This window comes from Streptomyces sp. NPDC016309, from assembly GCF_043077235.1.
GTDB lineage: Bacteria > Actinomycetota > Actinomycetes > Streptomycetales > Streptomycetaceae > Streptomyces.
This window is the reverse complement of sequence record NZ_JBIBSG010000002.1, coordinates 138514-159300: the sequence shown is the minus strand read 5'-3', so window position 1 is coordinate 159300 and position 20787 is coordinate 138514. Positions and strand designations below refer to the sequence as shown.

The 20787-nt window shown below is 74.7% G+C and carries 18 protein-coding genes and 2 pseudogenes; 7 read left to right on the top strand and 13 right to left on the bottom strand.

Annotated elements, in window-relative coordinates:
• Nucleotides 1-18 precede the first annotated feature (18 nt).
• The 5 genes from pgm to ACF068_RS05290 all read left to right on the top strand — a co-directional run bounded on the left by pgm (nt 19) and on the right by ACF068_RS05290 (nt 5728).
• Nucleotides 19-1659 carry a phosphoglucomutase (alpha-D-glucose-1,6-bisphosphate-dependent) gene (gene pgm, locus ACF068_RS05310; RefSeq protein WP_392272810.1) on the top strand — a complete coding sequence of 547 codons (1641 nt, stop codon included), beginning with the start codon at nt 19-21 and terminating at the stop codon, nt 1657-1659.
• Nucleotides 1660-2021: 362 nt separating this feature from the next.
• On the top strand, nt 2022-4391 hold the full coding sequence (locus ACF068_RS05305; RefSeq protein ID WP_392272809.1) for a nitrate- and nitrite sensing domain-containing protein: 2370 nt from the start codon (nt 2022-2024) through the stop codon (nt 4389-4391).
• Nucleotides 4388-4786, top strand: coding sequence for a roadblock/LC7 domain-containing protein (locus tag ACF068_RS05300; protein ID WP_392272808.1), 399 nt, complete (start codon nt 4388-4390; stop codon nt 4784-4786). The genes ACF068_RS05305 and ACF068_RS05300 overlap by 4 nt, the downstream gene beginning before the upstream one ends.
• Complete coding sequence (locus ACF068_RS05295) at nt 4786-5151, top strand: DUF742 domain-containing protein (RefSeq protein WP_392272807.1); 366 nt, start codon at nt 4786-4788, stop codon at nt 5149-5151. The genes ACF068_RS05300 and ACF068_RS05295 overlap by 1 nt, the downstream gene beginning before the upstream one ends.
• Nucleotides 5138-5728, top strand: coding sequence for an ATP/GTP-binding protein (locus ACF068_RS05290; RefSeq protein ID WP_392272806.1), 591 nt, complete (start codon nt 5138-5140; stop codon nt 5726-5728). Before ACF068_RS05295 ends, ACF068_RS05290 begins: the two co-directional genes overlap by 14 nt.
• 27 nt (nt 5729-5755) lie before the next feature.
• On the opposite strand, the pseudogene lysA reads toward ACF068_RS05290, so the two are convergent.
• Both lysA and ACF068_RS05280 read right to left on the bottom strand, forming a co-directional pair.
• A pseudogene (gene lysA / locus ACF068_RS05285) lies at nt 5756-7097 on the bottom strand (diaminopimelate decarboxylase).
• A 12-nt stretch (nt 7098-7109) separates the two neighbouring features.
• On the bottom strand, nt 7110-7481 hold the full coding sequence (locus ACF068_RS05280; RefSeq protein WP_392272805.1) for an SAV_915 family protein: 372 nt from the start codon (nt 7479-7481) through the stop codon (nt 7110-7112).
• A 283-nt stretch (nt 7482-7764) separates the two neighbouring features.
• Here ACF068_RS05280 and ACF068_RS05275 point away from each other — a divergent pair, with 283 nt between their 5' ends.
• Together ACF068_RS05275 and ACF068_RS05270 are read left to right on the top strand one after the other, a co-directional pair.
• Nucleotides 7765-8532 (top strand): aminoglycoside N(3)-acetyltransferase, encoded by a 768-nt coding sequence (locus tag ACF068_RS05275; RefSeq protein ID WP_392272804.1) that lies wholly within the window; start codon nt 7765-7767, stop codon nt 8530-8532.
• A gap of 162 nt (nt 8533-8694) precedes the next feature.
• Nucleotides 8695-9942, top strand: coding sequence for a phosphodiester glycosidase family protein (locus tag ACF068_RS05270; protein WP_392272803.1), 1248 nt, complete (start codon nt 8695-8697; stop codon nt 9940-9942).
• A 26-nt stretch (nt 9943-9968) separates the two neighbouring features.
• Here the strand turns inward: ACF068_RS05270 and ACF068_RS05265 are convergent, their stop codons facing one another.
• The 11 genes and pseudogenes from ACF068_RS05265 to ACF068_RS05215 form a co-directional block, all read right to left on the bottom strand.
• Nucleotides 9969-10163: a hypothetical protein gene (locus ACF068_RS05265; protein ID WP_392272802.1), complete on the bottom strand. Its 195-nt coding sequence runs from the start codon at nt 10161-10163 to the stop codon at nt 9969-9971.
• A gap of 245 nt (nt 10164-10408) precedes the next feature.
• On the bottom strand, nt 10409-11275 hold the full coding sequence (locus ACF068_RS05260) for an ANTAR domain-containing protein (protein WP_392272801.1): 867 nt from the start codon (nt 11273-11275) through the stop codon (nt 10409-10411).
• Between the two features lie 41 nt (nt 11276-11316).
• A complete protein-coding gene (locus ACF068_RS05255) occupies nt 11317-12129 on the bottom strand; it encodes a hypothetical protein (protein WP_392272800.1) in 813 nt (270 codons plus the stop codon).
• Between the two features lie 95 nt (nt 12130-12224).
• Complete coding sequence (locus tag ACF068_RS05250; RefSeq protein ID WP_392272799.1) at nt 12225-12887, bottom strand: ABC transporter ATP-binding protein; 663 nt, start codon at nt 12885-12887, stop codon at nt 12225-12227.
• On the bottom strand, nt 12880-13779 hold the full coding sequence (locus ACF068_RS05245) for an ABC transporter ATP-binding protein (protein WP_392273262.1): 900 nt from the start codon (nt 13777-13779) through the stop codon (nt 12880-12882). Before ACF068_RS05245 ends, ACF068_RS05250 begins: the two co-directional genes overlap by 8 nt.
• A gap of 41 nt (nt 13780-13820) precedes the next feature.
• Nucleotides 13821-14686 (bottom strand): annotated as a pseudogene (locus ACF068_RS05240) (ABC transporter permease).
• The gene (locus ACF068_RS05235; protein WP_392273261.1) at nt 14679-15644 is read right to left on the bottom strand and encodes an ABC transporter permease; all 966 of its coding nucleotides are present in this window, start codon (nt 15642-15644) and stop codon (nt 14679-14681) included. Before ACF068_RS05235 ends, ACF068_RS05240 begins: the two are co-directional and overlap by 8 nt.
• Before the next feature lie 23 nt (nt 15645-15667).
• On the bottom strand, nt 15668-17272 hold the full coding sequence (locus ACF068_RS05230) for an ABC transporter substrate-binding protein (RefSeq protein WP_392272798.1): 1605 nt from the start codon (nt 17270-17272) through the stop codon (nt 15668-15670).
• Nucleotides 17273-17391: 119 nt separating this feature from the next.
• Nucleotides 17392-18468: an acyl-CoA dehydrogenase family protein gene (locus ACF068_RS05225; RefSeq protein ID WP_392272797.1), complete on the bottom strand. Its 1077-nt coding sequence runs from the start codon at nt 18466-18468 to the stop codon at nt 17392-17394.
• Nucleotides 18447-19628 carry an acyl-CoA dehydrogenase family protein gene (locus ACF068_RS05220; protein ID WP_392272796.1) on the bottom strand — a complete coding sequence of 394 codons (1182 nt, stop codon included), beginning with the start codon at nt 19626-19628 and terminating at the stop codon, nt 18447-18449. Before ACF068_RS05220 ends, ACF068_RS05225 begins: the two co-directional genes overlap by 22 nt.
• Entirely contained in the window at nt 19625-20602 is a 978-nt protein-coding gene (locus ACF068_RS05215; RefSeq protein ID WP_392272795.1) for an NADPH:quinone oxidoreductase family protein, read from the bottom strand. Before ACF068_RS05215 ends, ACF068_RS05220 begins: the two co-directional genes overlap by 4 nt.
• Between the last annotated feature and the right edge of the window lie 185 nt (nt 20603-20787).

Sequence of the window (20787 nt, the reverse complement as noted above, 5' to 3'; positions counted from 1 at the left end):
ACATGGAGGAGTGGACGGATGCCGAACGAGCGCGCGGGGCGGCCGGCGCGGCCGGAGGACCTCATCGATGTGGCCCGGCTGGTGACCGCGTACTACGCCCTGCACCCCGATCCGGCGGAACCGGCCCAGCGGGTCGCCTTCGGGACGTCCGGGCACCGCGGGTCCTCGCTGAACGGGGCGTTCAACGAGGACCACATCGCGGCGACGAGCCAGGCGATCTGCGAGTACCGGTCGGGGCGGGGGATCGACGGGCCGCTGTTCCTGGGCGCGGACACCCACGCGCTGTCGGAGCCGGCCCGGGTGACCGCCCTGGAGGTGTTCGCGGCGAACGGCGTGACCGTCCTGATCGACGCGGCCGACGGCTGGACGCCGACCCCGGCGGTGTCGCACGCCATCCTCACCCACAACCGGGGCCGGGCCTCGGGCCTGGCCGACGGCGTGGTGGTGACGCCCTCGCACAACCCGCCCTCGGACGGCGGGTTCAAGTACAACCCGCCGAACGGCGGCCCGGCCGGGTCCGAGGCGACCGGCTGGATCCAGGACCGGGCCAACGAGATCCTGACGGGCGGCCTGAAGGACGTGCGGCGGCTGACGTACGCGCGGGCGCTGGCGGCCGGGACCACGGGACGGTACGACTTCCTCGGTTCGTACGTGCGGGACCTGCCGTCCGTGCTCGACCTGGACGCGGTGCGCGCCGCGGGGATCCGGATCGGGGCCGACCCGCTGGGCGGGGCGTCCGTGGCGTACTGGGGCCGGATCGCGGAGGAGCACCGGCTGGACCTGACCGTCGTGAATCCGGTCACCGACCCGACCTGGCGTTTCATGACGCTGGACTGGGACGGGAAGATCCGGATGGACTGCTCGTCGCCGTATGCGATGGCGTCGCTGATCGAGCGGCGGGACCGGTTCGGGATCGCCACGGGCAATGACGCGGACGCCGACCGGCACGGCATCGTCACGCCGGACGGCGGGCTGATGAACCCGAACCACTACCTGGCGGTGGCCATCGGCCATCTGTTCCGCCACCGGGAGCGGTGGCCGGCGGGGGCGGGGGTGGGCAAGACGCTGGTGTCGTCCGGGATGATCGACCGGGTCGCCGCGGACCTGGGGCGGCCGCTGGTCGAAGTGCCGGTCGGTTTCAAGTGGTTCGTGGACGGGCTGGCCGCCGGGACGCTCGGCTTCGGCGGTGAGGAGTCCGCCGGCGCCTCCTTCCTGCGCCGGGACGGATCGGTGTGGACCACGGACAAGGACGGGATCGTGCTGGCGCTGCTGGCGTCGGAGATCCTCGCCGTCACGGGGCGGACGCCCAGCGAGCACTACGCGTCGCTCACCGCGCGGTTCGGCGAACCGGCGTACGCGCGGGTCGACGCGCCCGCGACCCGGGAGGAGAAGGCCGTCCTCGGGCGTCTGTCGCCCGCGCAGGTGACGGCCGGCACGCTCGCCGGGGAGCCGGTCACCTCCGTGCTCTCGGAGGCGCCGGGCAACGGGGCGGCCATCGGGGGCATCAAGGTCACGACCGACAACGCCTGGTTCGCCGCGCGGCCTTCGGGCACCGAGGACGTCTACAAGGTGTACGCCGAGTCCTTCCTCGGCCCGGACCACCTGGCCCGGGTGCAGGAGGAGGCCCGGTCGGTGGTGTCGGCGGCTCTGAGCGGCTGAAACCTTTTCCCCTGCGGCGTTTCGGCCGGATGGTCCCGCTTGCGGCCGGTGGTGCCCACCGGCCGCAAGCGTCCCGAACGCCCCGAAGCGGCCCGATCGGTACCCCTGACACGACGGCAGGACGGGACCCTGCCTCTCCGGTTGGAGGGCGGAACCGCTGCGCATCCACGCGCCGACCAGCGCGACTACCACGCGGTGAGCCTGGAAGCAACCCCTCCGTAACCGGACTTGGCTGGTTATGATCGGCACCCGCACGCTCCACCGGAGCCAGGACCGGCCGTCCGCCACGCCCTCGCCCAGGGCTGCGCGGGTCCCGGCCACCGGCCCGTCCCGCTCCCCGCTCCCGAGGGCTGATGTCTCCCATGGAACCCGAAGGTCCACGCACCGCGCCGCCGCGCCGCCGACGGCGCACCGTGCGCCTCCGTACGCTGCTGATCCTGCTGGCGCTGGTTCCCACCGTGGCGATGGGCACGCAGGCCGCCATGATGGCGGAGGGGCTGCTGGAGCAGTCCCGGCACCTGCGTGACGACGTGGCGGCGGGTGAGCGGATCGGTCTGCCGCTGCACGCGCTCATGGCCGAGATGCAGACCGAGCGGACGATGGCCGCGGCCCGGTGGGCCGGCACGACCGTCTCCGACGAGGCGGTGCGCTCCCAGCGCGCCTCCACCGACGCGGCGGCCCAGGACTTCCGCCGGTCCGCCACCGCCGCCGGATCGGGGTCGGAGGAGGCGGACCGCCGGCTGCTGGAGATCATCGAGGGCCTGGACGACCTGGACGCCCTCCGGGAACGCGCGGACGCCCGGATCGGCAGCGCCGACGGCATGCTCGTCTTCTACGGCGACCTCATCGGCCAGATGATCCGCTACTTCCAGGACGCGTTCGGGCACACCGACGACGTCGGCCTCACCCAGGAGAGCCGTGTCGTCATCACCATGTTCTCCGCCTCCGAGACCCTGGCCCAGGAGGACGCGCTGCTGGCGCTCGCCGGCCCCTCCCGGGAGCTGTCCACCCGCCGGTTCGCCGACTTCGTCAACGCGGTAGGGGCCCACCGGCACCTGTACGACCGGTGGATCCTGCCGTACCTGCCCGCGGAGGATTCCGACCGCTTCATCCGCGTCACCGGCACGGACGCCTGGCAGACCAAGACCCGCGTCGAGGACCAGGTCCTGTCGGACCACAAGGACACCGCGTCGGGCGTCGTCCGGCTGCCGCGCGGGATCGGCGACTGGGCGGCCGCGCACCGGATGTGGTCGCCCCGGCTGGAGGCCCTCGACGCGGCCCGGACGCGGGCGCTGCTCGCCCACGGCGACGCACGGGCCGATGAGCTGGAGGCCGAGGTGGTCCGGCTGATCGCGGGCAGCGGTGGCGCCCTGCTGCTCGTCACGGCCGTCGTCGTGCTGACCACCCGCTCGGTCCTGCGCCGGCTGCGGGTGCTGCACGACCGGACCGTAAGGGTCGCCGAGGAGACCCTGCCGGACGTCGTGGCCCGGCTCCAGGAGGGCCGGCCCGTGGACACCGCGGCCCTGCCGGTGGTGCGCGGCGAGCAGGACGAGGTGGGGCGGGTCGGTGACGCGTTCGCCCGGGTCGTGGCCGTGTCGGTCGACGGGCACCGGGAGCTCGCGGCGGAGCGTCATGGCTTCGGGGTGTTCGCGGCCGGGATCGCCTCGCGGACCGGGAACCTGGTGAGCCGCCAGCTTGCGCTCACCGAGGAGCTCCAGGACACCTTCGGCGGCGACGAGGCCCTGCTGGCCCGGCTGATGCGGTCCGACCAGCTGACGGTGGGCATGCGGCGGCAGATCGAGAACCTGCTGATCCTGGCGGGCGGCGAGGTCCCCGACCCGCACACCGAACCGATGCGCGTCGCCGACCTGTTGCGGGAGGCCGCCGCGGAGGTCGAGGACTTCCGGCGGATCGACCGTCAGGCCCTGGACGAGATCAGCGTGGAACCGCGGGTCATCAGCCAGGTCAGCCACCTCCTCGCCGAGCTGCTGGACAACGCCACCCGGTTCTCCCCGCCGCGCTCGAAGGTCGTCATCCGCGCCGAGCTGGTGGCCGACGGGCTGTCGGTCGAGGTCGAGGACCGCGGTCCGCGCGTGACGGCCGCGCGGTACGCGGAGATGAACGGCCGGCTGCACTCGGCGCCGCCGTACTCCGTCCTGGCCGAGAACGCCCACCGGCTGGGGCTCTTCGTGGTCGGCCACCTCGCCGACCGGCTCGGCGCCACCGTCACGCTGCGCCGCTCGGTGTACGGCGGCACGTCGGCCGTGGTGATCCTCCCCCGCGACCTGCTCGTGCCGACGGATCGCGCACCGGCGCCCGAGCGGGACCACGGGCGGGAGCGCGACGCGGAACGCGCCCCGGAACGCGAGCCCCTGCCCGCTCCGGCGGCACCGGTCGCGCTCGCCGCGCGGCGCTCCGGCGAGGACGCGCCCGGCCCCGTGCCGCACGCGGCGGACCCGCTCCCGGTCCGGCGGGTCACGGACCGCCCCTCGCTGCCGCCGGCGCGCCGCGCCCCCGACCGCCCCGCGCTCGGCCGGCCCGCCGCGGAACGCCCGGCGCTGCCCGAACGGGTGCCGCAGACGCACATGGCCGAGCAACTCCGCGAGCCGCGCGCGACGGACCCGTCGCCCCGCCCGGACGGGGCCACGCCGCAGGAGGTGGCCGACGCCTGGGACGACTACGAACGAGGGACCCGGACAGTGGAAAACGAACTCCGACAGGATCAGCCATGACGACGAACGACATGATCTACAGCGTTCTGGACAACAACCTGAGCCGGATCGCCGGCATCCAGGGAGCCGTGCTCCTGTCCAACGACGGGATCAAGCTGAGCGCGTACCTGCTGGACCGGCCGCAGGCGGAACGCATCGCGGCGGCGTCCTCCGGCATCGCCTCGACCATGAAGGCGATCTCCCGGGACATCGACGGCGGCCGGGTGATCCGCCAGCTCGTGGAGATGGACGACCGGTACCTGTGCATCGTCGGCTGCGGCGAGGGCAGCACGCTGATCGTCGTGACGTCCCGCAAAGCACGGCTCGGGGAGCTGGGCGGCGAGGCGGTGCGGACCGCGCAGGCGCTCGGCGAGTGGCTGGGCACACCGGAGCGCGACCAGGCTGCCACGTCGTAATGCCCGACGAGCCGCAGCGCGGGAGCCGTCGCCGGACGCGGCTGTACGCCCTGACCGACGGCCGTACGGCCGCGCCCCGGACCGTCCTGACGATGGACACCACCATCACCGCGGCCGTCGCCGGGGACGCCCAGGACGGCCTGCCGACCGAGTGGCGGGCCGTCCTCGCCATGTGCCCGCCCCCCGCGGGGCGGGCGGTCGCCGAGATCGCGGCCCGGATGGGGATGCGCCTGACCCCGATGGCGCTGCTCCTCGGCGAGCTCGCGGACCGCGGACTGATCCACCACCGGCCGCCCCTGGAGGGGGCCGGGACCAGCAACGTCCATCTGCTCATGAGAATCAGGGACAACCTTGCCCGGATATGACACTCCTGCCCAGGAAGCGGCCCCCGTCAAGATTCTGATCGCCGGCGGGTTCGGCGTGGGCAAGACGACGCTGGTGGAGACGGTCTCGGAGATCGAGCCCCTGCGTACAGAGGAGCGGCTGACGGCCGCCGGTGTCGGCGTCGACGACCTCGACGGCATCGAGTCGAAGTCGGTGACCACCGTGGCGATGGACTTCGGCCGCATCACCCTCGACGACGCCGGGGCCGTCCTCTACCTGTTCGGCACGCCGGGGCAGGAGCGCTTCTGGTTCATGTGGGACGAGCTGCTGAACGGGGCGCTCGGGGCGGTCGTGCTGGTCGACACCCGCCGCCTGGAGCGCAGCTTCCCCGCGGTCGACTTCTTCGAGAGCCGGGGGCTGCCGTTCGTGGTCGGCGCCAACTGCTTCCACGGTGAACAGGCCTATACCGAGGCGGAGATCAGGGCCGCCCTGCACCTGCGTGACCCGGGCACGCCCGTTCTCATGCTGGACGCGCGTGCCCGCGCCGACGTCCGGGCGGTGCTGCTCGCGCTCCTGGACACCGTCATCGCCGGGGCGCGGGCGGCCGCCCCCGCCTGAGACGGCCGGCCTCGGCGCGGCCCGCGCTCACAGCCCGACGTCCCGGGTGCGGAAGTCGGCCAGGGACTCCCGGCGGACGAGCAGCCGGGCGTGGCCCGCGGTGACGGCGACGACGGGCGGGCGGCCGACGAGGTGGTGGCCGGACGCCATGGACGACTGGTAGGCCCCCGCCACCGGGACGGCGAGCAGGTCGCCGGGGCGGACGTCCCCCGGCAGGGCGACGTCCGCCGGCACGTCGCCCGCCTCGCAGTGCCGCCCGACGACGGTGACCGTGCGGGGCGGGGCCGCCGGGAGCCGCCCGACGAGCCGGGGGGGTGCGGCGCGCGCCGTACAGGGCGGACCCGGGGTTGTCGCTCATGGCGCCGTCCACCGCGACGAAGATCCGCTCGCCCGAGTGCGTGACGGCCAGGACCCGGTGGACCGCGACGCCGGCCGGCCCCACGACGGCGCGCCCCGGTTCGATCAGCAGGCGGGGCACCGGCAGGCGGGCGGCGGCGCAGCTGTCCGCCAGGGCGCCGCGGACCGTGCGGGCGAGGCGGGTGACGTCGAGGGCCCGTTCGCCGGGTCGGTAGGCGACGGCGTGGCCGCCGCCCAGGTTCAGTTCGGGCAGGACGACGCCGTGGGCGTCGCGGACGCGTGCCATCAGGCCGACCATGCGGCGCACGGCCGTGGCGTAGGGCTTGGCCGAGGCGATCTGGGAGCCGAGGTGGCAGTGGAGCCCGGTGAGGCGCAGCTCCGGCCGGTCCAGCACGCGTCCGACGGCGTGCTGGGCCGAGCCGTCGCTGATCGCCAGGCCGAACCTCTGGTCCTCGGTGCCCGTCCGCATCCTGTCGTGGCCGCCCGCGCTGATGCCGGGCGCCACCCGGACCATCACCTTCTGGCGCCCGTCGGGGCCCAGGGCGGCGGCCAGGCGGACGATGTCGGAGGCGCTGTCGATGACGATGCGGCCGACGCCGAGCCGCAGCGCGGTGTCCAGTTCGTACGGGGACTTGGCGTTGCCGTGCAGCACGATGTTCTCCGGCGGGAAGCCGGCGGTGACCGCCAGCTGGAGTTCCCCGGCGGAGCAGACGTCCAGGCCGAGTCCCTCCTCGTCGGCCCAGTGCACCAGGGCGCGGGACAGGAACGCCTTGGCGGCGTAGAAGACCCCGGCGTCGGGGAAGGCGTGGCGGTAGAGGCGGCACCGGGCGCGTACCTCGTCCTCGTCCAGCAGGTGGACGGGGGTGCCGAACCGGTCGGCGATCCGGGTGAGCGGGACGCCGCCCACCCGGAGGTCGCCGTCGGGCAGCCGCCGGGTGGAGGCGGGCCAGAGGGCGAGGTCGCCGTCGTCCGGTGTCGCCGTGGCGGCGGCGGGTGTGTCGAGGGTGGTCATCGGGCGGTCCTTTCAGCCGGTCCGCAGGGGCCCGGTCCACCGGGACGGGGCGGGTGCGGTGGTGCGGCCCGGTCCGGCCGGGGACGGCACGGGGGTGGCGGCGGGTGCGGTGAGCCGGGGGTCGACGCTGAGGGTGGTGACGCCGAGGGGTGCGGTGAGCGTCCGCAGGGCGGGGCGGGTGAGCCGGATCCACGCCTGGTCCGGTCCGAGCGCGGCGGTGAGCCGGGGGGCGGTGGTGAAGCCGATGGCGGTGCGGGCGCCGCACGAGGTGCGGAACAGCCGTACGGCGCACCCCCGGGGCCCCGGCCGGACGGGCACGTACAGCGGTCCGGCCGGGGCGGGTGGTGAGGGTTCCGGACCGTCACCGCACGGGATCGTGGGCATGGGTCCCTCCTGGAGGATCCTCGGAACGAGGCGGGTGCCCCGGCGCGGGGAGGCCGCCGGGGCGTGCTGTCGACGGTATGCCCGGTGGGCCGGGCGGTCCGAACGTCGTTGACGCCATGCTGACGGGGCGGTGCCGTGTGTTGACGCCTTTCTGACGGTTCGTGGGTTGGCTGTTTCCGGGGGCGGACGGCGCCTGCCGGAGGTTCTACGATGGGCGCCCATGGCCGGCGGCGGACGGGAACGAGTGGCTTTGACCGGGACCGGGGTCCATACGGAACGGCAGTTGACGGCGCACCTGGCCGAGCTGGGCGTGGAGCCCGGCGGGTTCCTGCTGGTGCACGCGTCGCTGCGGGCGGTGGGGCCGGTGGCGGGCGGCGCGGAAGCGGTGCTCCGGGCCTTGCGGGCGGCGCTGGGGCCGGACGGCACGGTGGTGGTCCCGGCGTTCACGGCGCGTAATTCGGACACCTCCGCCGTCTACCGGGAGCGGGTGCGGGGGCTGGGCGCGGCGGAGCGGGCGGCGGTGCGGGCGGCGATGCCCCCGTACGACGCGGAGACGATGCCGTGCGACGAGGGGCTCGGGGTGCTGCCGGAGGTCGTCCGGACGAGCCCGGGCGCGCTGCGCAGCGCGCACCCGCAGACCTCGTTCGCGGCCCTGGGGGCGTACGCGGAGAAGGTGGTCTCGGGTCACCGTCCGGACTGTCACCTGGGCGAGGACTCGCCCCTCGCGCGGCTCTACGACCTGCGGGGGCGGATCCTGCTCCTGGGCGCGGGTTTCGGCAGTTGCACCGCCTTCCACCTCGGCGAGTACCGGGTGGCACGGCCGCCGCGCCGCATGTACCGCTGCGTGGTGCGGGACGGTGGGGCGCGGCGCTGGTGGCCGTACGAGGACGTCGCCCTGGACGACGGGGACTTCGCCGAGCTGGGCGCGGACCTGGAGCGGTCCGGCGGCGGGACGGTGCGCACGGGACGGGTGGGGGCGGCGCGGTGCCGGCTGCTGGGGGTGGCCGAGGCGGTGGACTTCGCGCGGCTGTGGTTGGCCCGGAATCGGTGACGGTCACCGCCGGACCCGGCCGGGCGGTCCCGAACGGGTGACCCGGGAGGCCCCGAATGGCCTACGTTCACTCACCCGTTCACGGCCGGCCGGTTCGGGACCGGTCCCGGGCGGGCAACTCTTCCGAGACCTGTGGGAGTTGCCCTGGACCGTGGGGGGACTGTGACCGTGCTGCGCGGCCGTGCCTTTCTGACGCTCGTTCTGGTGTCGCTGCTGGGTGCCCTGCTGGCGGCCGCGCCGCCCGCCGCCCCGGCGCCCGTGTGGCAGCGGGTCGCGCCGGGGGTGGAGTACCGGTGGTTCGACATCCGGTCGTCCCGGGGTACGGCCCGGGCGCATCTGCTCTCGGTGGACCTGGCCGACGCGCGGGTGTCGGTGGGGCTGCTGTACCCGGGTGTGGTCGCGGCGCGCTCGCCGCTGTCCGCGCTCGCCGACGGAGCCGGGGCGGTGGGTGGTGTCAACGGTGACTTCTTCCATCTGTCGGAGACCCAGCACCCGGGGGTGGAGGCGACCGGTTCCCCGGTGGGGCCGGCCGTCGCGGACGGGCGGGCGCTGAAGGCCGCCGTGCCGGACGGGCAGCGGTTCGGTCCCGCTCTGCCGCCGGGCACGAACACCCGCCAGGTGCTGGGCGTCGGCGAGGACGGTGTGGCGCGCACCGGTGAACTGGTGCTGGAGGGGACCGTGTCGTGGGACGGGGCGGAGGTGGAGCTGGGCGGGCTCAACCAGTACGCCCTGCCGGTGGGTTCGGTGGGGGTGTTCACCAAGGACTGGGGCGCCGCCTCACGGGTGCGGGCCACCTGCGGCACGGACACGCGGCGGGACGCGCCGTGCAGCGACGAGACCTACGAGGTGACGGTGCGCGGCGGCCAGGTGGTCGAGGTCGCGCAGACGCCCGGCCGGGGTGCCGTCGCCCCGGGCACGGAGGTGCTGGTGGGGCGTGAGGCGGGCGCGCGGGAGCTGCGGAAGCTGGCGGTCGGCGACCGGGTGGACGTCCGGTACGCGCTCGCCGCGGGCGGGGCGGGTGCCGCGGGGGGCGCGTACCGCTTCGCGGTGGGCGGCTATCCGGTGCTGCGGGACGGGGAGCCGCTGAGCGGGATGGACAAGGTGACGCCCGCGGTGCGCACGGCGGCGGGGGTCCGGGACGGCGGGCGGCGGATGCTGCTGCTCGCGCTGGACGGCTCCCCGGGGTTCCGCAGCGGCCTGACGGTGGTGGAGGTGGCGGACGCGATGCGGGACCAGGGTGCGACCGACGCCGTCAACCTGGACGGCGGCGGGTCCTCCACGCTGGTGGCGCGGCAGGGTGGGGCGGCGAAGGTCAGCGTGCTCAACCACCCCAGCGGTGGCGCCCAGCGTCCGGTCCCCAACGGCATCGGGATCTTCGTCCGTGGCAACGGCGGGGCCCAGGCGTCGTGAGCCCGGCCTGATCGGCGAGACGCTCCCTAGGGCTTGAGGCTGCTGACGACGTCGGCGGTGGCGGAGACGCCGTTGTAGATGGTCGGGGCGAGGCTGGTGCTCGCGAGGAAGAACCCGAGCAGCCCGCACACCAGAGCGTGGGAGATCTTCAGCCCGCCGTTGCGCAGGAAGATCACCGCCAGGACCAGCAGCAGCAGCACCACGGAGATGGATACGGCCATGTGTCACCCTCCTCGGCCAGTCGCCGCACCGGGCGTGCGGCGTCCGGCGGCCAGTCTGGCGGAGCGGGGGCGCCGTCCGGGCGTACGGCATGTCGGCCGAACGGGTATTGCCGGGCCGTGACCCGTTACTCGCCGTGCGCGGGGAGGAAGCGCGCGAGACCGGCCGGGTCGTCGGTGCCGAGGTGGCCGGCGCGGACGGCGGGCGGTTCGGTCCGGGCGGGGGCCGGGAGGGGCGCCCCCGCGGGTCAGCGCCGGCGGGCCCGTGCCATTCCGGGGTGGCGGGCGGCGGCGTGCAGGTGCTCGAGTGCGTCCAGGACGACCGTACGGTCGTACCAGGCCAGCCAGCGTCCCACCTGGCGGCCGGTGTGGTCGAGGGCCTTGAGCTGCGCGGCCTTCAGGTCCTGGATGGGGTGGTCGAAGTGGGCCGAGACCATGCCCATGCAGCGCCCGCCGCTGACCAGCGGCACGCTGTGGCAGGAACGGCTCCCGGCCTCCAGGATCGTCCGGCGGGCGTCCTCCGTGAACACCGGCGCGGTCGCCACGTCGCGCACGGTCACCTGGGCCACCTCCTTGGCCGCCTGGGCGCAGGAGGTGCCCTCCCCGCCGACGAACTCGAAGAAGCTCACGAAGTCGTCGCAGAGTCCCGTGTGCTTCTCCATCAGCAGCCCGCCGGCCGCGCGGTCCCCGACCTGCACGTTGCCCATGTGGGTGGTGGTGACCGCCAGCGTCTGCGCCAGGACCCCGGACAGGACGGCGCTCCGGTGGGCGTGGGTGGCGTCCTCGATGGCCAGCGAGTCCAGGGCCGGGGCGGGGTGGCGCACCCGGCCGGGGAACCACGTCCCGGCCCGTTCGTCGGGCCGTTCGAGCCGGACGACCGCGTCGGCGAGGGTGCGCAGCCGCACGTTGTACCGCTGCGAGGCGAGCTGGAGCAGCGCGAAGGCGGCTTCGGCGTCCGCGAGCCGGTACCGCTCCGCGAGGATGCCCTGCGCCTCGGCGATCAGCGGCCGGTTGCGGGCCTGGGCCCGGAGGTGACGGACCTGCTCCCGCAGCCGCGCCAGCTCGTCGCGCGGATCGTCCGTCCGCCACGCGCCGGCCTCGAACATCTCGGTCATGAGGGCGCGCCTGCCCGCTGCGGTGCGGGCCACACCCCGGCTCACCGCTGCGGGGGCCGGTTTCCGCCGACGGTCCCGCCCGTGGCCGGACCGCCGGTGGGGGGCCCGCCCATGTCGGTCCCGCCCTCGTCGGGCCGGCGCCACTCGGACGGCACCCCGAGCATGGTCAGCCGGTCCACCAGTGCCGGTTCCGCCCCGAGGGCGGCCAGCCGGGCCGGGGCGTGGCGGCCCAGCCAGGCGCTCAGCTCGCGCGCGAGCTCCTCCTCGTCGTCGTCCCAGTGGACGTCGTACGACGGGTACTCGTCCCTCTCCAGGTCGTCGACCCACCACCGCGCGGCGGCGAGCAGGTGCCGGTCCGCGGTGGGGTCCGTGCGGCGGCTCCACGCGGCCAGCCAGGGAGTGACGGACCCGGACGCGACGACACACGTCTCGAAGACGTCGTACGCCGGCCGGGGCGGGGCGTCCCGCTCCAGGGTGCGGGCCCACCACGCGTCGAGGAAGGCGCGGACGACCGGCGCCTCGGGCCAGGTGCGCCACCCGGCCATCGCCAGGGACCTGCCGGCCCGGCCGGCCTCGTCGCACTCCCCTGCCGCCAGGGCCTCGGCGAACTGCGGGAGGACGCGCCGGGTGACCGCCGCGTGGTCGCGCCAGTCGGGCGCCGACCAGGTGCGGTGGAGCAGGTCGGGGTCGAGCGGCACGTCCGGCGTCTTGAGGAGCCGGAGCTCCTCCTCGCTGCCCCAGTGGCACGGGCAGTTGGACTCGTCGGGGCGGGCCGTCATGCCGGCGAAGGCGCGGCGTACGCGGTGGAGGGCCGCTTCGAGGTCGGCGGCGGCGGCCGTGGTGGCGCGGTCCAAGGGGACCCCCGGGGTACTCCGGCCTGCCTCCGCGCGGGCCTGCTCCGGGACGGAACGTGCGCGGGGCCGAAGAGCGCGACGTTACCAGGGGCCCGTCAGGGGGCGGCGACCAGGTCGGCCCAGTCGACGGTGCGGTCGCACCAGCGGTCCAGCAGCACCCGGTCGTGGCCGACGGCGAGCAGCCCCGCGCCGTTTTCCCGGCGGTACGCCTCGACCGCGGCGACCAGCGCGGCGGTGGTCGAGGCGTCGAGCATGGCGGTCATCTCGTCGCAGACGAGCCAGCGGGGGCGGAGGGCCAGGGCGCGGGCCAGGCAGGCGCGCTGGAGCTGGCCGTCGCTGACCTCGTGGGGGCGCCGGCCGAGGAGGTCGCCGGTGAGGCCGACGGTCCGGGCGAGTCCGGGCACCCGGCCGTCCACCTCGTGGCGGCGGCCGGTGGCCCGGAGCGGTTCGGCGATCAGGTCGCGCAGCCGCAGCCGGGGGTCGGCGGACATGCGCGGCTGCTGGAACACCACGCCGATCGCGGTACGCAGGTCCCGCGGGGCCCGGTGCCGCCAGCCGCGTACCTCCCGGCCGTCCACGACGACCCGGCCGGCGTCCGGGCGGTGGAGCAGGGCGGCGACCCGGGCGAGGGTCGACTTGCCGCAGCCGCTGGGCCCCAGCAGGCCCACGGCCTCGCCGGGCGGGACGGTCAGGGACACGTCCCGGAAGACGGGGGTGCGGGGGTGGTACCCGGCGGTGAGCGCGTCGAGTTCAAGCACGGTCGGTCTCCTCGGCGTGGTGGCAGGCGACGCCGTCCTCGAAGCGCGGTGCCGTCCCGCAGGCGCCGCTCGCCCGGTCGCAGCGGGGGGCGAAGGCGCAGCCGTCCGGCAGGGCGCCGAGTTCGGGGGGCATGCCGGGGACGGGGGTGAAGTCCCGTTCCGGGAGGGCGGCGAGCAGGCCACGGGCGTAGGGGTGCCGGGGGCCGGGGCGGCCGAAGAAGCGGCCGGCGGCGGACAGTTCGACGATCCGCCCCGCGTACATCACGGCGACGCGGTCGGCGATGCGCTCGGCGGCGGCCAGGTCGTGGGTGATGAGCAGCAGGGCGCGGCCGTCGTCGGTGTGGCGGCGCAGTTCGTCGGCCGTGCGGTGGACGAGGTCGCGGTCGAGTCCGGTGGTCGGCTCGTCGGCGAGGAGCAGCGGGGCGTCGCCGACGAGGGCGAGGGCGGTGGCGGCCCGCTGGGCCTGGCCGCCGGACAGTTCGTGCGGGTAGCGGTCGAGCAGGGCGGGCGGGAAGGCGGCCCGTTCGGCGGCCGCCACCGCCGCGCGGCCCAGCTCCGCCCGGGGCGTGCCGGCCAGCTCTCGCAGCGTCTCCTCCAGGTGGGCGCGCACGGTGCGGACGGGGGTGAGGTGGGCGGCGGGGGACTGCGGGACGAGGCCGACGCGCCGGCCGCGTACGGTGCGGGCGAGGGTGCGTTCGTCGGCGGAGAGCAGGTCGGTGCCGTCGATGACGGCCGTGCCGGCGGTCCGGGCGTTGCCGGGCAGGAGGCCGAGCAGCGCGGAGGCGAGGACGGACTTGCCGCAGCCGCTCTCGCCGACGAGGGCGAGGCACTCGCCGGTGGCGAGGTCGAAGCTCGCCCCGCTGACGGCGGCGACGTGGCGGCCCCCGCGCATCCGGAACCGGACGGAGAGGTCGCGGACGGACAGGACCGTGTTCACAGCATCAGCTCCGATCGGCGGCGGGGGTCGAGCCGTTCCCGCCAGGCGCCCGCGAGGCCCGCGACGGCGAGCGTGGGGACGATCAGGAACAGCCCGGGGAAGAGGGTGGGCCACCAGTCGCCGGCGAGGAGCGAGCCGCGGGCGGTCTGCACCAGGGTGCCGAGGCTGGCCTGGTGGGCGGGCAGGCCCAGGCCCAGGAAGGAGAGGGCCGACTCGTGCCACATGGCGTGCGGCACCATCAGCACCGCCGCCAGCCCGGCTCGCGGGAGCACCGCCGGGAGCAGGTGGCGGACCGTCACCCGCCACCGGGTCGCCCCGCCGGAGACCGCGGCGTCGATGCCGGGCGGGAGCGCAGCGACAGCACCTCGGAGCGGACGATCCGGGCGGTGGACAGCCAGTGGGTGAGGGCGACGGACACGATGACCGGCCAGACGCCGGGGCGGAACATCGCCACGACGAAGATGCCGAGCAGCAGGTGCGGCACGGACGCGAAGGTGTCGACCAGCCGCATCAGCAGCCGGTCGGTCCAGCCGCCGAAGGCGGCGGCCGCCGCGCCCACCGCGGTGCCGATGACGGTGGCGACGAACGCCGCGACCAGGCCGACGAGGAGCGAGACGCGCAGGCCGTACACGCAGCGCAGCAGCAGGTCGCGGCCGACGTCGTCGGTGCCGAAGGGGTGTGCCCAGGAGGGCGGCCGGAGTTTCAGGGACAGGTCGACGGCCTGCTGGTCGAGCTGGACCAGCGGGGGTACGAGCAGCACGGCGAGGGTGACCGCCGCGACGACGGCGGCGGAGGCGGAGATCCGGATCGTGCGCGTGGAGCGGCGGGTGCGCCCGTGGGAGCGCCAGGCCGGGTCAGCCATCGAAACCCACTCTCGGGTCGGCGAGTCCGTAGAGCAGGTCGGACAGCAGGTTGCCGAGCAGGACGGCCGCCGTGGCGAGCACGGTGAGCGCGGCCAGCAGCGGGAAGTCGACGGAGGTCGCCGCCTGGACGGTGGCGGCCGCGATGCCGGGCCAGCTGAAGACCGTTTCGACGAGCAGGGCGCCGGTGATGAGTTCGGGGACGCGCGAGCCGATGAGGGTGAGCATCGGCAGCATGCCGGAGCGGAGCGCGTGTCCGAGGAGCACGGTGCGTTCGGCGAGGCCGCGCGCGCGGGCACCCCGCACCGGGTCCTCTTCGAGGGCGTCGCCGACGCCCTGGCGGACGTACAGGAAGAACCAGGGCAGTTGTGAGACGCCGAGGACGAGGGCGGGCAGCACCAGGTGCGAGGCGACCTGCCCGGGGGTGACGGTCTCGCTGGCGGTGTCGGTGAGCCCGCCGGCCGGCAGGACGCCCAGCTCCAGGGCGAAGAACCAGATGGCGAGCAGCCCGAGCCAGAAGGCGGGGGCGGCTTCCAGGGTGTACGCGGCCGAGCTGACGCACCGGTCGAGCCAGCCGCCCTGCCGCCGGGCCGCCAGGACGCCCAGCGCCGTGCCGAGCAGGACGGCGACGGCGAAGGCGGTGGCGGCGAGCAGGGCCGACCAGCCGATGCGTTCGCCGATGACGTCGGCGACGGGCTGGCGCATCACGCCGGAGTCGCCGAGGTCGCCGGTGAGGGCGGAGGTCAGCCAGTTCCACCAGCGCGGGACGAGCGGCTGGTCGACGCCGAGGTTGGCGCGCAGCTGGTCGAGGTTCTCCTGCGAGGCGGTGAGCCCGGCGGTGCCGGCGTAGGCCTTGACGGGGTCGAACGGGGAGGCGGCGGCGACGGCGAAGACGGCGAACGTCACCACCAGGAGGACGGGGACGGCGAACAGGGCCCGCCGTCCCGCCATCCTGGCCATCGCCGCCCAGGGGAGGCGGCGGGTCACTTCTCCCCGCCCTCGGGGATCCAGTCCTCGACGTTCCACCAGGGGCCGGAGGCCAGGCCGTGGTCGTGCGGTTCGACCTGGGTGGACAGGCCCTTCCAGGAGTCGTTCACCACGTAGAGGTGGTCGATGTGGGTGAGGAAGGTGTAGCCGGGGTCCTTCACCAGTTCGCGCTGGATGGTGTCGTACGCGGCCTTGCGGGCGGCCTTGTCGTCGGTCTTGCGGCCGTCGTCGAGGGCCTTGTCGACGGCGGGGTTGTCGTACCGGGCCATGTTGTTGAAGCCGTCGCCGCCGAGGGAGGACCTGAGCAGCGAGTACTGGTCGAAGTCCGGGTCGCCGGGCGAGCCGCCGCCCGCGAGGACCGCGTCGTGCTTCATGCGCGGCTCGATGACCTCCCAGGTACCGGCCTGGGTCCGGATGTCGATGCCGGCCTTCTTGGCGTCGGAGGCGTAGGCGAGGGCGTGGTCCTGGCGGAGCTTGTCGCCGGAGAGGTACCAGAGGGGGAAGGCGGCGCGGACGCCGTCCTTGACGCGGATGCCGTCGGGGCCGGGCTTCCAGCCGGCGGCGTCGAGGATCCTCTTGGCCCCGGCGAGGTCGTGGCGGCGCTCGGTGCCCTTGGTGAACCACTCGCTGTCGGTCGGGACCGGGCCGTAGGCGGGCTTTCCGGCGCCTTCGAGGATGGTGTCGACCATGGCCCGGCGGTCGACGGCGATGTCGAGGGCGCGGCGGATCGCGGTGTCGCCGGTGACCTCGTTGTGGGTGGGCAGGGTCACCAGGCGGTAGTCGTAGGTGGTGGCCTCGTACGTCTTCTTCGTGTCGTCGTTCGTGAAGCCCTTGGCGAGGTTGGGGGGCAGGATCGCGCCGTCGAGGTCGCCGGAGCGGAGGCGGGTGGCGCGGACGTCGTCGTCCTTGATGATCGCCATGGTGAACTTCTTCACCTTGGGCGCGCCGCCCCAGTAGTTCGGGTTGGCCTTGAAGCTGATCTTCTCGCCCTTGGACCAGTCGGTGAGGACGTACGGTCCGGTGCCGACGGGCCTGGTGGTGAAGGGGCCGCTGTTGACGTCCTGCCCGGCAGCGATGTGCTCGGGTGCGATGCCGAGGACGGTGCGCTCGGCGAAGGGCGCGTAGGGGTACGCGAGGGTGAAGACGACGGTGTCGTCCCCGACCGCCTTGACGTCCTTCAGGGCGTCCAGTTCGGTCTTGGAGGCGTTGTTGGTCTTCGGGCTGAGCACCGTCTTGTAGGTGAAGACGACGTCCTTGGCCGTGAAGGGGGTGCCGTCGCTGAACTTCACGCCCTTGCGAAGCTTGTACGTGTACGTCAGGCCGTCCGCGCTCACCTCGGGCAGCGCGACCGCGAGGGCCGGTGTGAGCCTCATGTCGCCGTCGAAGGCGAGCAGACCGTCGAAGATCTTGGAGTTGCCGTCCTTGCCGTAGCCGAGGAGGGGGCTGAGCGACTCGGGCTCGTAGGCGATGCCGACGACCGCGCTGTCCCCGGCACGGTGGCCGGTGCCACCGGTGCCCGGGTTCGAGCAGGCCGCCGCGGTGAGGGCCAGGGCCCCGGCCAGCGCCGCGGCGGCCGTGCCGCGTATGGATCGGGTGGTCATGGTTCCACACCCCTCGTCGAGCAGCCGGGAAACAGCTACTGAAGATCAACCGTTGTTGCGAACGATTCGCAATTAAACAGCATGTAGAGGGGTGGGTGCCTACCGCGGTCCTTACCCGGTCACGCCGGGGCGGGGAGGTCGACCAGATCGGCGAGGGACTGCTTGTGGTGTCCCGCCGACCCCAGGGCGCTCTGGGAGGACTTGGCCCGCTTCAGATAGAGGTGGGCAGGATGCTCCCAGGTCATCCCGATGCCGCCGTGAAGCTGGACGCACTCCTCGGCGGCGTGCACCGCGACCCGCGAGCAGTGCACCTGGGCGACGGCCACCGCGAGCGGCGCCTCCGGGCTGCCGGTGGCCAGCGCGTCGGCGGCGTTGCGGGCGGCGGCACGGGCGCCCGCCACCTCCAGCCAGAGCTGCGCCATCCGGTGCTTGAGCGCCTGGAAGGAGCCGACCGGCCGGTTGAACTGGTGGCGCTCGCGGGTGTGCCGGACGGTCTCCTCCAGACACCACTCGGCCACCCCGAGCTGCTCGGAGGCGAGCAGCCCGGCGCCGGCGAGCAGGCCGCGGCGCACCGCCTCGCGGGCGGTGGCGGCGTCCGCGAGGCGGGTGCCGCCGGTGGTGGCGGCCACGTCGGCGAGCGGGCGGGTCAGGTCCAGTGGGGTCCGGGGGGTGATCGTGGCGTCCCCGGCGCCGACCGCGTACAGCCCGTCGGGCCGCACCACCAGCAGGACGTCGGCGCGGATGGCGTCGGCGACGCCGGTGACCGTCCCGGTGCTCGCGGGCTCGTGGCCGGGCCCGGCCGACAGCGGGACGGCGAGCACGGCGACCGTGCGGCCGGTGGCGAGTTCTCCGGCGAGGTCGCCGGCCCCGGCCGCCAGGAGCGTCTCGGTCGCGACGACGGCGCTGGTGAGGTACGGGACCGGCGTCACCGCGCGGCCCAGCTCCTCCAGCACGACGGCGGCCTCACGGTGGGACGCGCCCTGCCCGCCGAGCTTCTCGGGGACCAGGAGCCCGGCCGCGCCCATGTCGGCGGCGAGGGCCTTCCAGAGGGCCGGGTCGTGCGGGCCGGCGTCCTCGACGCGGCCGGTCAGGTCCGCAGGGGCGGCCCGGCCGGCGAGCAGGGAGCGCACGGCGGCGCGCAGGTCGTCCTCGGCCTCCGAGTAGAGCAGGTCCGTCATCGCGCCAGGTCCTTCCATGCGACGTCCTTGTCGTTGCGCGGCTCGGCGGGCAGCCCGAGGACGCGTTCCGCGACGATGTTCAGCAGCACTTCGCTCGTCCCGCCCTCGATGGAGTTGCCCTTGGAGCGGAGGTAGCGGTAGCCGGCGTCGCGGCCGGTGAAGTCGACGAGTTCGGGGCGGCGCATCGTCCAGTCCCCGTACAGCAGGCCCTCGTCGCCGAGGAGTTCCACTTCCAGGCCGCTGATCTGCTGGTTGAGGCGGGCGAAGGCGAGCTTCATGCCGCTGCCCTCGGGGCCGGGCTGGCCCGCCACGAGCTGCTGGCGCAGCCGCTCCCCGGTCAGCCGCGCGACCTCGGCGTCCACCCACAGGTCGAGCAGCCGCTGGTGGAGGTCGTGGCTGCGCAGTTCCGGGCGCTCGCGCCAGGTCCGGGCGACGGGGCCGATCATGCCGCCCTCACGCGGGATCCGGGCGCCGCCGATGGCGACGCGCTCGTTGTTCAGCGTGGTCTGCGCGACCTTCCAGCCGTCGCCGACCTCGCCGAGGCGGTGCGTGTCGGGGATGCGCACGTCGGTGAGGAAGACCTCGTTGAACTCCGCCTCGCCGGTGATCTGGCGCAGCGGCCGCACCTCGACGCCGGGGTCGGTCATGTCGCACAGGAAGTAGGTGATGCCCCGGTGCTTGGGCAGGTCGGGATCGGTGCGGGCGATCAGGATGGCCCAGCGGGCGACGTGGGCGCTGGACGTCCAGACCTTCTGGCCGTTGACGACCCAGGTGTCCCCGTCGCGGACGGCGCGGGTGCCGAGCGCGGCGAGGTCGGAGCCGGCGCCGGGCTCGCTGAAGAGCTGGCACCACACCTCCTCGCCCACCCACAGGGGCCGCAGGAAGCGCCGCTTCTGCTCCTCGGTGCCGTACGCGAGGATGGTGGGGGCCGCCATGCCGAGGCCGATGCCGATGCGGCGCGGGTCGTTGTCGGGGGCGCCGGCGGCTTCGAGTTCCGCGTCGACGACGCTCTGGAGGGAGCGGGGCGCGCCGAGCCCGCCGAGTCCGGCGGGGTAGTGCACCCAGGCGAGGCCGGCGTCGAAACGGGCCCGGAGGAACTCGGTGCGGCCGGTGGTGGCGGGCGGGTGCGCGGCCACCAACTCCTGGACCCGGCGGCGCAGTTCGGCGGTGTCGGTCATCGTGCGGCTCCTTCCCGGACGGGCGGGAGGACGACCAGCCGGCCCGTGGTGGTGCCGTCGGCGACGCGCTGCACCGCGGCGGCCGCGTCGGCGAAGGCGACCCGGTCGCTGATCAACGGCTTGATCAGGCCCTTGGCGGCGTACGCGGTGAGTGTCTCGTGGCAGCGGCGGATCGCCCCGGGATCCTTCTGGTTGTACAGGCCCCAGTGCAGGCCCATGATCGTGTAGTTCTTCACCAGGGCGTGGTTGAGGGCGGGGGCGGGGATGTCGCCGCTGGCGAAGCCGACGACCACGATCCGGCCCTCGAAGGCCACGCACTTGGCGGACTTGGCATAGGCGTCGCCGCCCACCGGGTCGTAGACCACGTCCGCGCCCCGGCCCCCGGTGGCCTCCTTGACGGCCGCCACGATGTCGTCCGTACGCCTGTCGACGACCACGTCGCAGCCGAGCTCACGGGCGACGGCGGCCTTGTCCGGGCCGCCCACGACGCCGATGACCCGCGCCCCGGCCGCCTTGCCGAGCTGGACGGCCGCGCTGCCGACCCCGCCGGCGGCGGCGTGCACGAGCAGCGTCTCACCCTCCTCCAGGCCCGCGCGGCGGTGCAGCCCGAACCAGCCGGTCTGGTAGCCGATGTGCAGGGCGGCGGCCTCCGCGTCGTCGAGCGCGTCGGGCGCGGGCAGGACCGCCGCCTCGTCGGCGACGACGTACTCGGCGAGTCCGCCGTGCGGCAGGGCGGGCGTGGCGATCACGCGCCGGCCGTCCTCGGTCTCGCCGCAGATCTCCACGCCCGGGGTGAACGGCAGCGGCGGCCGCACCTGGTACTGGCCGCGGCACAGCAGGGCGTCGGGGAAGTTGATGTTCGCGGCCAGGACCTTCAGCAGGAGCTGCCCGTCGCCGGGCACGGGCCGGTCCACCTCTTCGCACCGCATCACCTCGCCCGGCTCGCCGTTCCGGTGTACTCGCCATGCCTGCATCGGGGGCCTCCACAAGAGTCGGGCAGTACCGCGCTGGGTCGCACTGGACCGCATACTAAGCGGTCGCTTGCCTGGTTGGGAACACCTCGCCGCCCGCCCGGCGGTGCCGTCACCGGTTGAACGGGGTCCCGGCCGGATCCGTATGGATCGGCGGCCCGCACTCCCCCGTGCGGGCCTTCCTCGGG